The organism is Ruegeria sp. J8 (assembly GCF_056531925.1).
Genome location: NZ_JBQFMR010000003.1, coordinates 132620 through 145458 on the forward strand (window position 1 = coordinate 132620; position 12839 = coordinate 145458).

10 protein-coding genes are annotated in these 12839 nt (G+C 60.8%); 7 read left to right on the forward strand and 3 right to left on the reverse strand.

The genetic code is table 11. The features are described from left to right. Nucleotides 1–163 precede the first annotated feature (163 nt). The gene (locus ACR0L1_RS07325; protein WP_237217990.1) at nucleotides 164–1105 is read left to right on the forward strand and encodes a DMT family transporter; all 942 of its coding nucleotides are present in this window, start codon (nucleotides 164–166) and stop codon (nucleotides 1103–1105) included. Here ACR0L1_RS07325 and ACR0L1_RS07330 read toward each other — a convergent pair. After that, nucleotides 1102–1680, reverse strand: a complete 579-nt coding sequence (locus ACR0L1_RS07330) for a DUF1285 domain-containing protein (protein ID WP_170789492.1) — start codon at nucleotides 1678–1680, stop codon at nucleotides 1102–1104. The two genes, ACR0L1_RS07325 and ACR0L1_RS07330, sit on opposite strands and share 4 nt — an antisense overlap. A 64-nt stretch (nucleotides 1681–1744) precedes the next feature. Between ACR0L1_RS07330 and ACR0L1_RS07335 the strand changes: the two genes are divergently transcribed. Genes ACR0L1_RS07335 through ACR0L1_RS07350 form a run of 4 tightly spaced genes read left to right on the forward strand, consistent with a single transcriptional unit; the run spans nucleotide 1745 to nucleotide 8422 of the window. Next, nucleotides 1745–2752 carry an AAA family ATPase gene (locus tag ACR0L1_RS07335; protein WP_170789493.1) on the forward strand — a complete coding sequence of 336 codons (1008 nt, stop codon included), beginning with the start codon at nucleotides 1745–1747 and terminating at the stop codon, nucleotides 2750–2752. Next, complete coding sequence (locus ACR0L1_RS07340) at nucleotides 2749–3624, forward strand: DUF58 domain-containing protein (RefSeq protein ID WP_480503489.1); 876 nt, start codon at nucleotides 2749–2751, stop codon at nucleotides 3622–3624. The genes ACR0L1_RS07335 and ACR0L1_RS07340 overlap by 4 nt, the downstream gene beginning before the upstream one ends. Next, nucleotides 3621–6383: a DUF4159 domain-containing protein gene (locus ACR0L1_RS07345; RefSeq protein WP_480857983.1), complete on the forward strand. Its 2763-nt coding sequence runs from the start codon at nucleotides 3621–3623 to the stop codon at nucleotides 6381–6383. Before ACR0L1_RS07340 ends, ACR0L1_RS07345 begins: the two co-directional genes overlap by 4 nt. Beyond that, nucleotides 6380–8422 carry a hypothetical protein gene (locus tag ACR0L1_RS07350; RefSeq protein ID WP_480857985.1) on the forward strand — a complete coding sequence of 681 codons (2043 nt, stop codon included), beginning with the start codon at nucleotides 6380–6382 and terminating at the stop codon, nucleotides 8420–8422. Before ACR0L1_RS07345 ends, ACR0L1_RS07350 begins: the two co-directional genes overlap by 4 nt. On the opposite strand, the gene ACR0L1_RS07355 is transcribed toward ACR0L1_RS07350, so the two are convergent. Beyond that, nucleotides 8423–9274, reverse strand: coding sequence for a 2-keto-4-pentenoate hydratase (locus ACR0L1_RS07355; RefSeq protein WP_170785266.1), 852 nt, complete (start codon nucleotides 9272–9274; stop codon nucleotides 8423–8425). It abuts the gene before it with no gap. Nucleotides 9275–9391: 117 nt separating this feature from the next. Here ACR0L1_RS07355 and ACR0L1_RS07360 point away from each other — a divergent pair, with 117 nt between their 5' ends. Both ACR0L1_RS07360 and ACR0L1_RS07365 read left to right on the forward strand, forming a co-directional pair. Next, nucleotides 9392–11596 (forward strand): response regulator, encoded by a 2205-nt coding sequence (locus ACR0L1_RS07360; protein WP_480857986.1) that lies wholly within the window; start codon nucleotides 9392–9394, stop codon nucleotides 11594–11596. 9 nt (nucleotides 11597–11605) lie between these two features. Then, nucleotides 11606–12064: a VOC family protein gene (locus ACR0L1_RS07365; RefSeq protein WP_480857988.1), complete on the forward strand. Its 459-nt coding sequence runs from the start codon at nucleotides 11606–11608 to the stop codon at nucleotides 12062–12064. Here the strand turns inward: ACR0L1_RS07365 and yaaA are convergent. Next, nucleotides 12055–12825: a peroxide stress protein YaaA gene (yaaA, locus tag ACR0L1_RS07370; protein WP_480857990.1), complete on the reverse strand. Its 771-nt coding sequence runs from the start codon at nucleotides 12823–12825 to the stop codon at nucleotides 12055–12057. The genes ACR0L1_RS07365 and yaaA overlap by 10 nt on opposite strands. Between the last annotated feature and the right edge of the window lie 14 nt (nucleotides 12826–12839).

Here is a 12839-nt window from a genome sequence, read left to right on the forward strand (position 1 = left end):
CACGTGATGCTGGCCGGACCTTAGCCTTGGGGCGATTTCAACGAAAGAGACTGAAAACGACAGTTTGTCGAAAACCGGCCAGAACCATCGGCCCGAATCAGCCAGCCTTCAGCCATCACGGTGGATCATTTTCGGCCACCGTTCCAACAGAAGGTCTGACACCATGGCGATGAGCCCTGACCCCGTGCGCGGGAACACTCTTTCTGTGTCTGCGGGGCGCCGCTCGGCTGTATCCGGCAATGGCCTGGCAGTGGCGTCCATGCTGACATGGGCAGCCGGGTTTCCTGCGGCCGAGGTTTTGCTGCAAACTTGGCCTCCGATTACGTTGCTGTTGGCGCGGTTGGCGTTGGCAGTGCTGGTGATGGTGCCGGTCTGGGTGTTGATGGATGGGCCCGCGCGTGTGTTGCGCGCGCGTTGGGGGCACGCGATGTTTGTCGGCGCTGCGCTGGGGTCGGGGATGTTCCTGATCATTCTGGCGCAAAAGCTGACTGACCCGGTGACGGTTGCGATTATTGCGTCCGGCGCGCCCTTGTTTGCAACTCTGCTGGAACTGGCGACAGGTACGCGGCGCTTGCGGTGGAATTTTGCGCTGGGCGTGGTCGTGTCGATCATCGGCGGGCTGATTGCAACCAGCGCGCTGGCCCCGGCGCAATTAGGTTTGGGTGCGGCCTGCGCCATTGCGTCCACGGCCCTGTTTTGCTGGGCCAGTATGGCGACGGCGCGGGATTTCCCGGCGCTTAGCCAGACAGGGCGCAGTACGATCACTTTTGTCGGCGGGCTGGTAACGGCCTCGGTTCTGTTTTTCTGCGCCGCGCAAATGGGTGTCAGCGTTGCACCGACAGCGCCGGTCGATATGCAACAGATGGGTATGCTTGTGATGTATGCGCTGATCTCAATGGGGCTGAGTCAGGTCTTTTTCATCGCATCCGTTGGCAAAATCGGCGTGGCGCTGGCCGCATTCCACATCAACATTGCGCCGTTTTACGTGATGTTGATCATGCTGGTAATGGGCGAGGACTGGAACTGGACCCGCGCGCTGGGCGCGGGGATCGTTGCAATCGCCGTGCTGTTGGCGCAGGACCGTCGCGTGATGCGCCGGGTCTAATCCGGCAACTCCTCGGACCGGATTAAGGGAAAAAACTGCCCGCCCGACCAGACGCCGAACCACCCGTCGCTATGTTCGGCGATATCGACCATCCGGTAAAAGCTCTTGCGGTCGATCCGCGCCTCAAGATTTGCGCGGATCAGGATGTAGGGCGCGGGTTCCTCGGATTCGGGGTCGATGACAATGCGGATTGGATGGTCGGGCCCTGCGACGGCTTCATCCCCCACATGGGTGGTGAAACATAGCGTCTGCGCCGTGCCCTTGCCCGTCGCATCGAAATCGACCGCCACGAAAGGTGCGTCCTCGACAGTGATTCCCACCTTCTCGACCGGGGTAACGAGGTAATATTTCCCGTCTTCCTTCTTAAGAATTGACGAAAATAGCTTCACAAGCTCGAACCGGTTGATCGGTGACCCTAGATAAGTCCAAGAGCCATCTTTGGCGATATGGATGTCCAGATCGCCACAAAACGGAGGATTCCACAGATGAACCGGGGGTAGGCCCTTGGTTTTGGCGGCATTGACTGATGCCGCAATGCCATCAGGGGAAGGTGTCACAGGTTTTTGTCCGCTCATTACTTTTGCCATTTCCTTTTCGCGCGATACACTTCAACCATATTAGTCCACGGAAGGGAAAGTCATGACCGAACCTGCCGACCTCGTGTCCGAGATCGAAGCGCTGGAAACCAAACTGCAAGAGGCCAAGTCCTCGATCACCCGTCGCTTTATCGGACAGGAGAGGGTCGTGGACCTGACCCTGACCGCTCTGCTGTGCGGCGGGCATGCGTTGCTGATCGGTCTGCCCGGTCTGGGTAAGACGCGATTGGTCGAGACGCTGTCGACAGTGATGGGCCTGCACGGCAACCGCATCCAGTTCACGCCGGACCTGATGCCTGCCGATATTCTGGGGTCCGAGGTTCTGGATACCGCCGAAGATGGCAGCCGCCATTTCCGCTTTATTTCGGGCCCGATCTTTTGCCAGCTGCTGATGGCGGATGAGATCAACCGCGCCAGCCCCCGGACGCAATCGGCGCTGCTGCAAGCGATGCAGGAACGCACTGTGACAGTGGCGGGCGAGGATCGCTCGCTGGGGACGCCATTTCACGTATTGGCGACGCAGAACCCGATTGAGCAGGAAGGCACCTATCCGCTGCCCGAGGCGCAGTTGGACCGCTTCCTTGTGCAGATCGACGTGGAATACCCTGATCGTCAGACCGAGCGGGATATTCTGTTGGCCACAACAGGCGTCGAAGAAGATGATGCGCATGAGATTTTCACCAAAGAGGAATTGCTGGCCGCTCAGGTTCTGTTGCGGCGCATGCCCGTCGGAGATTCGGTGGTTGAGCTGATCCTCGATCTGGTTCGCGCCTTCCGCCCGGATGAGGCGGGCGTGTCTGAACGTGTGGCCGAAACCGTTGCGTGGGGCCCCGGTCCGCGGGCGGCGCAGGCGTTGATGATGACCGTGCGGGCGCGGGCGATGCTGCAAGGGCGGCTGGCCCCGAATGCCGAGGACGTCTTAGATATGGCGCGCCCTGTGCTCAGCCACCGGATGGCACTGAACTTCGCGGCGCGCGCGCGCGGGGACAGCCTTGCTGATCTGATCGAAAGCACCGCTGCCGGCTTGATCCGCACCGAGGCTGCGGCGTGAATGCCGCGCTGACCCTTCGTGAAAGATCCGAGGCCGAGGCGTCCCGGCTGCCGCCCCTATTGGCGCGGGCTGAACATCTGGCCGGAACGGTTCTGCTGGGCGATCATGGGCGCAGGCGGTCGGGTCTGGGAGATGATTTCTGGCAGTACCGCCCGGCGCAGATCGGTGACAGTCGTCGGATGATCGACCATCGCCGCTCGGCGCGCGGGGATCAGCAATTTGTGCGCGAGCGCGAATGGCAGATCGCGCAATCGGTGATGCTGTGGGTCGATCAGGGCGCCTCGATGCGGTTTGCGTCTGACAAGAACCACCCGACCAAGGCCGACCGGGCGCGCTTGCTGGGTCTGGCCACGGCCATCCTGCTGGTACGGGGTGGCGAACGTGTTGGCCTGACGGGAACAACACTGCCGCCTCGGCGCGGCAACGCACAGATCGTGCGGCTGGCGCAAGCCTGGTCCGAGGATGCCGAGGCCGACTATGCTCCACCCGAGCACCGCGCCATGATCCCGCATGCGCGGGCCGTTTTCATTTCCGATTTTCTGGGGCCCATGGACGAGGTCGAACTGGCCCTGACCAAAGCTGCGGACCGGGGCGTTCGCGGCGTTCTGTTGCAGATTCTGGACCCGACCGAGGAGAGCTTTCCCTATCGTGGCCGGACCATTTTCGAAAGCGTCGGCGGCACGACCCGCCACGAGACATTGAAGGCCGGAGAGCTGCGCGATCGCTATCTGGACCGGCTTGCCAAACGCAAGGATGCGCTGACGCAGTTGTGCCGCGCGACCGGTTGGCAACTTGGGCTGCATCATACGGGTGACAGCGCGCAGGCGGCTCTGTTGTGGCTTTATCGTGCGTTGGATCGGGGGTCTGTATGACGATTTTGGCAGGCATCGGTTTTACCGCGCCATGGGTGTTGCTGGGTCTGCTGACCCTGCCGATCCTGTGGCTGATCCTGCGCGCCGTGCCGCCAGCGCCGATCCGGCGGCTGTTTCCGGCTGTGACTCTGTTGCTGGGGCTGAAGGATGAAGAAAGCGTCTCGGACCGCACGCCGTGGTGGCTGCTTTTGTTGCGGATGCTGGCGGCGGCGGCGATCATCATCGGACTTGCAGGGCCGGTTTTGAACCCCTCGCGTGATCAAGCGGGGTCCGGCCCGCTGATGCTGGTGCTGGATGCCAGTTGGGCCGGGGCCACCCGCTGGTCCGCAACGCTGGATCAGATTGACGCGCAACTGGCCGAGGCCGGACGCGCCGGGCGCACCGTTGCGATCTTGAGCCTGACGGAACCCGAAGCACCGGTGTTCCAATCCGCCGAAGACTGGCGTGGCAGGTTGCCGGGGCTGGCGCCGACACCCTGGCAACCGACCGAGGTGCAGATAGAACAGACCCTGGCTGCGCTTGATCAGTTGGACGGGGGCTTCGACACGCATTGGTTCAGTGATCGTCTCGACTTTGATGGCCAGGAAACGATCCTAGCGACACTGCAAGGGCGGGGTGAGGTCACGGTGTATCAGGCGGCGTCAGCGGTTGTTGCCCTTTTGCCTGCCACATATCAGGACGGGCTGATCCAACTGACAGCGCAGCGGACCGAACCTGGCCCAGCCCAGCAGATCACTGTTTTGGCGCAGGGCCGTGACCCGGCTGGAGTGATGCGCGTCCTGCAATCCGCGGCGATGGAATTTGCCAGCGGCGAAACGCAGGCGCACGTCGAACTGGCCTTGCCGTCCGAGCTGCGCGCACGGATCACTCGGTTTGAAATTCAGGGCCAGCGCTCGGCGGGCGCGATGACCTTGACTGATGACAGCCTGCGCAGGCGCGAGGTTGCGCTGATCGCGGGAACCCTGAACCGCGAAGGGCTGGAGCTGTTGTCGCCGCTGCATTACTTGACGCAGGTTTTGACCCCTACGGCGGATTTTGTCGAAGGCGGGTTGATGGATGTTCTGCCCGCGAACCCAGATGTGATCGTGCTGGCCGATGTGGCGAAACTTTCTGCGGGTGAGCAAGAAGCTGTTGTCGAATGGGTGGAACAAGGCGGGTTGCTGTTGCGCTTTGCCGGACCGCGTATGGCTGCCAGCGATCTGGGCCGCGATGCCGAGGATACGCTGTTGCCGGTACGGCTGCGCAGCGGTGGCCGCTCGGTCGGTGGTGCGATGAGCTGGGGTGAGGCCAAGGGGCTTGCCCCCTTCCCCGAAGGCTCGCCCTTTTATGGCTTACGGGTGCCGTCGGACGTTTCCGTTACGACGCAGGTGATGGCGCAACCTGACCCTAATCTGGCGGATCGAGTGATTGCATCGCTGTCGGATGGGACGCCACTGGTCACGCGCAAAGCGCTGGGTCTGGGGCAGGTGGTGCTGTTTCACGTAACGGCAGATGCGGAATGGTCCAGCTTGCCTCTGTCCGGTTTGTTCGTCGAAATGTTGGATCGTCTGGCTGTCGCCTCGGCCGCTAAGTCGCGGCAAGAGTCTCAGTTGCAGGGCACCACCTGGGCGCCAGTGCAAGTCATGGACGGTTTTGGCGGTTTGATGGATGCAGGGAATCTTGCCGGTGTCGACGGGGTTGATCTGGTGACGGGCACGATCGGTTCTGACTTGCGCCCCGGTCTCTATGAAAGCGGCAAACAGAAGCTGGCGTTGAACGTCTTGGCTGAAGATACCGTTCTGACGCCGGTCTCTTGGCCTTCGGATGTGCCGATCAAAGGGCAGGAAATCAGCACTGAAACCCCGATTGGAGGCATATTGCTCAGTCTTGCGCTGCTGTTGTTGACCGTGGACGTGATCGCCTCGTTGGCGTTGTCGGGGCGGCTTGGTCTTGCGCGCGCGGCGGCGATTGCGCTGGGCGCAGTGCTGATCGCACCCGAGGTGCAGGCGCAAACGCCCGACGAGACCGAGTTTGCCCTGAACGCAACGACTGAACTGGTGTTGGCCCATGTGCTGACCGGAAATGCCGACGTGGATGAGATCGCAGAGGCCGGGATGCGCGGGTTGGCGCAGACCCTGTTCTACCGCACGTCGGTGGAACCGGCCGGGCCTGTGGGCGTTGATCTGGAGCGTGATGAACTGGCGTTTTTCCCGCTGCTCTACTGGCCGATCACGCCGGATCAACCGCAACCCTCGGTCGAGGCGTATTCCAAGCTGAACGCCTATCTGCGCTCGGGTGGCATGATCCTGTTTGACACGCGCGATTCCAACGTGGCGCGGTTCGGGGCTGCCAGCCCCAATGGACGCAAGCTACAGCAACTGGCCGCGCCGCTGAATATCCCTTCGTTAGAGCCGATCCCGCGTGACCATGTGCTGACGCGGACATTCTACCTGTTGCAGGATTTTCCGGGTCGCCATGCCGGAGCGGATGTGTGGGTTGAAGCCGCGCCGCTGGATGCGGAACAGATCGAGGGGATGCCCTTCCGCAACCTCAATGACAATGTGACGCCGGTGGTGATTGGTGGCAATGACTGGGCAGCAGCCTGGGCGGTGGATCGCAATGGTCAGGCACTTCTGCCCGTCGGGCGCGGATATGCCGGAGAGCGGCAGCGCGAACTGGCCAATCGTTTCGGGGTCAATCTGGTGATGCATGTGCTGACCGGGAATTACAAATCGGATCAGGTGCATGTGCCTGCTCTGCTGGACAGGTTGGGACAATGACGGGAACCGTACTTTTTGATCCGCTGATCCCGTGGCTCGTTCTGGCTGTGGTGGGCGCGATTGCGTTGGCCGGCGTGGCTGTTGCCCTGTGGCGTGGTCTGTCGGGCTGGGCATTGCGTGGGCTGGCGGCCCTGGTGGTGATTGCGGCGTTATCCGGGCCGGTCTATCAGGTCGAGGACCGTGCGCCTCTGACCGACATCGTGCTGATGATCGAAGACGAAAGCGCCAGTCAGACCTTGTCGGACCGGGCTGAACAAACAGCGCAAGCGGCGGATGCCCTGGCGGATGAGATCGAATCCCGCGACAATACCGAGCTGCGCCGCATCAAGGTCGGCGATGGCGACGGCGACGAGGGCACCCAGGTTATGGCCGCGTTGAATGAGGCGTTGGCCGAAGAACCCCGCGCCCGGATCGCGGGTATCGTTGTCGTTTCGGACGGGATCGTGCATGACGCGGATCAGGCCCCGGACCTGCCAGCGCCGATGCATCTGTTGCAGACCGGGCGCTCCAGCGACTGGGACCGCCGCCTGATTGTCCGCAACGCCCCGGCTTTTGCCATTATCGGCGAGCCCGTGACCCTGACCCTGCGGGTCGAGGATAGCGGCGCTGCCCCTGCCGGTGCCACTACAGCGCCGCTTGAAATCTCGGTCGACGGGGCCGAGCCCGAGCAATTCACCATTCCCATTGGCACAGATGTGGAATTGCCCGTCACGCTGCCTCATGGCGGGCGCAATGTGCTGCAATTCACCGTTCCGCAGGCCGAAGGTGAGCTGACCGATCGCAACAACACCGCCTTGATCCAGATGAACGGCGTGCGGGATCGCCTGCGTGTGCTGCTGGTCTCAGGCGAGCCGCATCCCGGCGGGCGGACATGGCGGAACCTGCTGAAATCCGACAGCTCGGTCGATCTGGTGCATTTCACCATCCTGCGTCCACCCGAGAAACAGGACGGCGTGCCGGTGGATGAGCTTTCGCTGATCGCTTTCCCCACGCGTGAGTTGTTTTTGGAAAAGATCAACGATTTCGACTTGATCATCTTTGATCGCTACAAACGGCGCGGAATCCTGCCTGCCATCTATCTGGACAATGTCAGTAACTACATCAATGAAGGTGGTGCAGTTCTGATCGCGGCGGGGCCGGATTTTGCCAGCGCTGATAGTATTTTCCGGTCGCCTTTGGCCTCAATCCTTCCGGCGCAGCCAACTGCACGGGTGATCGAAGAACGCTTTGTCCCTATGGTGACGGATCTGGGTCAGCGCCATCCGGTGACGACCGATCTGGGTGATCCTGAAAACTGGGGCGCATGGCTGCGGCAGATCGACGTGAACCAGCGCCGGGGTGAGATGCTGATGACCGGCGTGGACGACCGCCCCTTGCTGGTGCTGGACCGTGTGGGTGAGGGGCGCGTGGCGATGTTGGCCTCGGATCACGCGTGGCTGTGGAGCCGCGGGTTCGAAGGCGGCGGACCGCAATTGGAACTGCTGCGCCGTCTGGCGCATTGGATGATGAAAGAGCCCGAGCTAGAGGAAGAGGCGCTGTGGGCCGAAGCCAACGGTCAAATCATGCGCATCATTCGCCAGACCCTTGAAGATGAGGCCGGCCCCGTGACCGTCACGCTTCCCAACGGCGAAACGCTTGAGGTGACATTGGACGAGGTCTCGCCCGGTCGGTTCGAAGCGCAGTATTACGGGCCCGAGATTGGCCTCTATCGTTTGCAGGAGGGTGAGCACTCGGCGGTGATCGGCCTTGGCCCCGCCGCGCCAAAAGAGTTCGAGCGCACGATCGCGACCTCGGAAGTGCTGGACCCTATTCTGGCGGGATTGCGCGGTGGCACCATCCGGGTCGAGGAGGGTTTGCCGTCGATCCGAAATGTGCGGGCCGGACGACCGGCCTCGGGACGAGGATGGATCGGCCTAACACCACGCGACGCTTATGAAACGCGCGATGTCACGCAGGCTGGGCTTTTGCCGCCGTGGTTGGTGCTCTTGCTGGCCGGTGGATTTCTTGTCGGCGGGTGGCTGCGCGAAGGCCGGCGCTGATTAATCGAATACAACGCTGACTGTGGGATCACCGGGCAATCCGTCATAGCTGACCGACGCGCCACCTTTACCCTTTGCGGGCGGGACCAGCGGGCCGAAAGAGCCGACCGAAATCAGATCGCCGGGTTGAAACTCGATCCCTTTCGAGATCAGCCACAACGCTGCATTGGCTGGGTGCCCCATGACTGCAGCGCCTGGAGCCTCTGCCAACACCTCCCCATCCGCCGCCCGCAAAGTGACGGTCATATCTGGCAGGGCCTGGGACATCGCGGCAGGGTCGGAGACAGGAATATCAGACCCTAAAACGCCCAATTTTGGCGCCACCCCAATTGCAGTCAACGTAATCGGCGTGATCGGTTCGCCTTCGGCGAGGGTCAGGTCCGGTAGTTCCATAAATGGGCGAATGGCTGATATGTTTTGCATCACCTCCAGCGGCGTCGTGGCCATGTTGATATCAGCATCTCCCACGACCAGAACCAGATCGGCCTCGAACACAGGGCGTGCGCCCCAGTTCAGTGGAACCGTCGCGCCATTCGCGACCATCATGTCGCGGTACAAGACCCCCTGCACCGGTTCATCCGCGCCAAACCGGTTCTGCGCGGGCTTGCTGGTCAGACCCGCTTTGTAGCCGATGATTGGGCCCAAATAAGGCTCTAACGCAGTAGAAATTTTGGCCTGCGTACATAATGCGTCTTGCATCGTTCCATCGGCGGACAGAGCCGCAGTCGGCGTGTTGGAAAGATAATCCTGAACAAACCGGTCAACCTGCGCATCCGTGGCGCATTCGGCCCAAGCGGGCTGCGTTGCCGCGCAGAACAGCCAGACGGCAGAAAAATAGCGTGCATTTGTCATAGGTAGCCTCCGGTTTGCAAAAAGTCTGACACAAGCCCTGGCTTCCAAGCAACGGCTTAAGCAGTTCTTCACTCTCTGCCCGGATGCTGGGACGGAATGGCCCGAGGATCGCCCACGATGAGTCTTGCAACAAAACTGGCACAAGAACGGCGTGCGCGGCTTGCCGCTGAGCGCTTGCTTGAAATGAAACAGGCCGAGTTATCGGCGGCCAACCGCAAGCTTGGCCTGCACGCCATAGCTCTGACCAAACGAATTGGCGAGACGCAGGCCGAGGTTGAGACCGACCGCGGTGAGAATGAGAAGGTCAAATCGGACCTCACACTGGCCAATGCAAAGATTGAAGTGGCCGAGCGGCGGCTGTGGCACTCGATTCAAACCTTCCATGACGGGTTTGCGTTTTTCGACAGTAATAACCGTCTGATCGGCGCCAATACGGCCTATCTGAGCGTCTTTGACGGAATTGAAGAAGTGGCGCCGGGCATTGCCTATCCCCGTATTCTGGAAATTCTCACAGCCGAGGGCCTGATCGACCTTGGAGATGAGGCTGCCCCGGACTGGATAGAAAGAATGAAGGTACGGTGGACGCAAGCCAACCCGCAACCCGAAGTCATTCGTCTATGGAACGGTCACTACTTCAAACTCATCGATCAGCGTGGCAACGGCGGCGATGTGGTTAGTCTAGCGCTGAATATTTCGGCTTCAGTCCGGCATGAGGCTGAATTGCGATCAGCGCGAGAACGGGCCGAAGCGGCCAATCGGGCAAAGTCGGCCTTTCTGGCGAATATGAGCCACGAGATCAGAACCCCAATGAACGGGATCGTCGGCATGACCGAATTGCTGGACGAGACACCTTTGGATGAGGAACAAAGGCTCTACCTCAACACAATTCGCAATTCGGGCGAGGCGTTGCTGGTCATCATCAACGATGTTCTGGACTATTCGAAGATCGAGGCTGACAAGCTGGTCCTGCACCCCGAGCAGTTCGATTTCGAACGCTGTATCCTTGAGGTCGCGATGTTGCTGCAACCGGGTGTGCGGAACAAGGGGCTGACCTTGCTGGTCGACTATGACTTGTTCCTGCCCACACTGTTTGTTGGCGATCCGGGGCGGGTGCGGCAAGTTCTGACCAATTTGGTGGGCAACGCTGTCAAATTCACTGCCAATGGCCATGTGCTGATCCGCGTCACCGGCGTCCCCAATGCCGAGGCGCAAAGCTGCGATATTCACGTGGCAATCGAAGATACCGGCATCGGGATCGAGCAGGCGAAAATTGACCACATCTTTGGAGAGTTTAATCAGGTCGAAGATGAGAAAAACCGCCAGTTCGAAGGAACCGGGCTGGGTCTGGCTATCACCAAGCGTCTGATCACGTTGATGGGCGGAACGATCTGGGTGGAAAGCGATCCGGGGCAGGGTTCGTGCTTTGGGTTTCGGATATCACTGCCCACGGCCGAAGGTCCTCAGCCCGAACCACCTGATCTTGAAGGCAGGCTCAACCATGTGCTGGTGGTTGAGGATTTGGCGGTCAACCGCGCGATCTTGTCCAAACAACTTGGGCGGCTGGGGTCTTGGGTCACTGTCTGCACCTCTGGGGGTGAGGCGTTGGCGGCTATCGACTCATCGGTCGATCTAGTGCTGTGCGACCACGACCTGCCGGATATGGATGGGTTGGAACTTGCCACCACATTGAAGGAACGGGGCTGGGGTGAGTTGCCTATTGTGGTCATGTCTGCCAATCCCGGCACTATACATGCCAATCCCGCCCGTCACCTGATCGAAGGGGTCTTGCAAAAACCCATCCCGCGATCCGAGCTTTACGCGCGCCTGACTGCATTGGGTCAACAAAAGGTGGATGCCCCCGCCCAACAGGAAACCGAGCCAGCGCCCGCCACAGACACCTTGGATCAGCGCCTGATGCGCGTCTTGGCGGCTGAGGATAACAGGACGAACCAGTTGATCCTGCAAAAGATGGTCAAGACGCTGAACATTGACCTGCGCTTTGCTAATAACGGGGCCGAGGCGGTTGAGGCTTATATGAATTTTAACCCCGACCTGATCTTCATGGATATCTCGATGCCCGGAATGGATGGAAAACAGGCTACGGGTGAGATTCGGCGGCATGAGATCCAGACCGGGCGCGCTGTGCCAATCGTTGCGCTGACGGCGCATGCGATGGCGGGCGATGATCAGGGTATCCTGTCTGCGGGGTTGGATCATTACCTGACCAAGCCGCTGCAAAAGCGGAAAATTCATCAGATGATCTTGGATCATGAGCCTGATGACGCACAGCCGGTGATTGATAGCGCAAAGGAACCCACCTAGGTTGTACCCATGTCGGACCGTGGATTTCAACCGCGCGCATTGGGCGAGATTGCCATTCGGTGCGCAGACATGCGCGCAATGGTGGCATTCTATGAGGATGTCATCGGGTTGGAGCGCCTGAGCGGCGACCACAACAGCGCCATCACATTCTTTCGAATTGGCCCAGGATTTGGCGGCCACACGCAGGTATTGGCCTTGTTCCACCACACGGCCGCTCCGCGCCCCGGTTTGCATCCCGCAGGTGCAGGCCGCCCCACGACCGGGGCCGGGTCATCGCTGCATCACATTGCTTTGTCTTTGCCGTTTCAGGAGCAAGAGGCCGTCCTGCGCTGGTATGACCAGTTGGGCCAGCCTTTCCGCGTCGAGCAGTTCGGCTGGATCGGTTGGCGCGGTATTTTCACCGAAGACCCCGAAGGCAATACGGTCGAGCTGGTGGCCTATGACACTTCGATGCAGGATCAGGCCTGATAGGGGCGCACAAAGACGGGTTTGTTCTCGGATGACAGGTCGGGGCGGTATTCATACCCACCGCTGTCAAAGTCCAACAGCCCCGCAGGATCGGTCAGGCGGTGCTGGATGACATAGCGCGCCATGGCCCCGCGCGCTTTTTTGGCGAAAAAGCTGACGATCTTGGGGGTGCCCGCCTTGTCCTCCATGAACACAGGAGTGATCACCCGCAGTTTGAGCGCTTTGGGATCAACCGCGCCGAAATATTCCTGACTGGCGCAGTTCACCAGCACGTCCGACCCGATCTGCGCGCCCTGCGCGTTCAGCGCTTTGCTCAGCTGATCGCGCCAGTATTCATACAGGTTCTTGCCGCGCCGGGTTTTCAGCTTGCTGCCCATCTCAAGCCGATAGGCCTGAATGGCGTCCAGCGGACGCAATACACCGTAAAGGCCCGACAGGATCCGCAAGCGATCCTGCGCCCAGGCCATTTCGTCGGCATCCAAAGATGCGGCTTCAAGTCCCTGATAGGTGTCACCGGCAAAGGCCAGCGCGGCAGGGCGGGTCAGGTCGGCCTCGGGCGCATCGGAAAAGGCGCGATAGCGGTCGCGGTTAAGGCGGGCCAGATCATCGCTCAGGTCCATCAGCTTTTTCAGATCGCCCAGCGTCAGGTTGCGGGCGGTTTTCGACAGCCGGATCGCGTCATCCTGAAAATCCGGTTGCGTGACCGTCACGTCGCGTTCGGCCCAGTCCAGCCGTTTGGCCGGGGAAATCACTACCAGCATATCCGCCCTCTTCG

Coding starts and splice junctions, on each gene's coding strand:
- yaaA (WP_480857990.1), bottom strand. CDS start 12,825: ATGCTGGTAGTGATTTCCCCGGCCAAACGGCTGGACTGGGCCGAACGC.
- ACR0L1_RS07335 (WP_170789493.1), top strand. CDS start 1,745: ATGACCGAACCTGCCGACCTCGTGTCCGAGATCGAAGCGCTGGAAACC.
- ACR0L1_RS07355 (WP_170785266.1), bottom strand. CDS start 9,274: ATGACAAATGCACGCTATTTTTCTGCCGTCTGGCTGTTCTGCGCGGCA.
- ACR0L1_RS07365 (WP_480857988.1), top strand. CDS start 11,606: ATGTCGGACCGTGGATTTCAACCGCGCGCATTGGGCGAGATTGCCATT.
- ACR0L1_RS07325 (WP_237217990.1), top strand. CDS start 164: ATGGCGATGAGCCCTGACCCCGTGCGCGGGAACACTCTTTCTGTGTCT.
- ACR0L1_RS07350 (WP_480857985.1), top strand. CDS start 6,380: ATGACGGGAACCGTACTTTTTGATCCGCTGATCCCGTGGCTCGTTCTG.
- ACR0L1_RS07330 (WP_170789492.1), bottom strand. CDS start 1,680: ATGAGCGGACAAAAACCTGTGACACCTTCCCCTGATGGCATTGCGGCA.
- ACR0L1_RS07345 (WP_480857983.1), top strand. CDS start 3,621: ATGACGATTTTGGCAGGCATCGGTTTTACCGCGCCATGGGTGTTGCTG.
- ACR0L1_RS07360 (WP_480857986.1), top strand. CDS start 9,392: ATGAGTCTTGCAACAAAACTGGCACAAGAACGGCGTGCGCGGCTTGCC.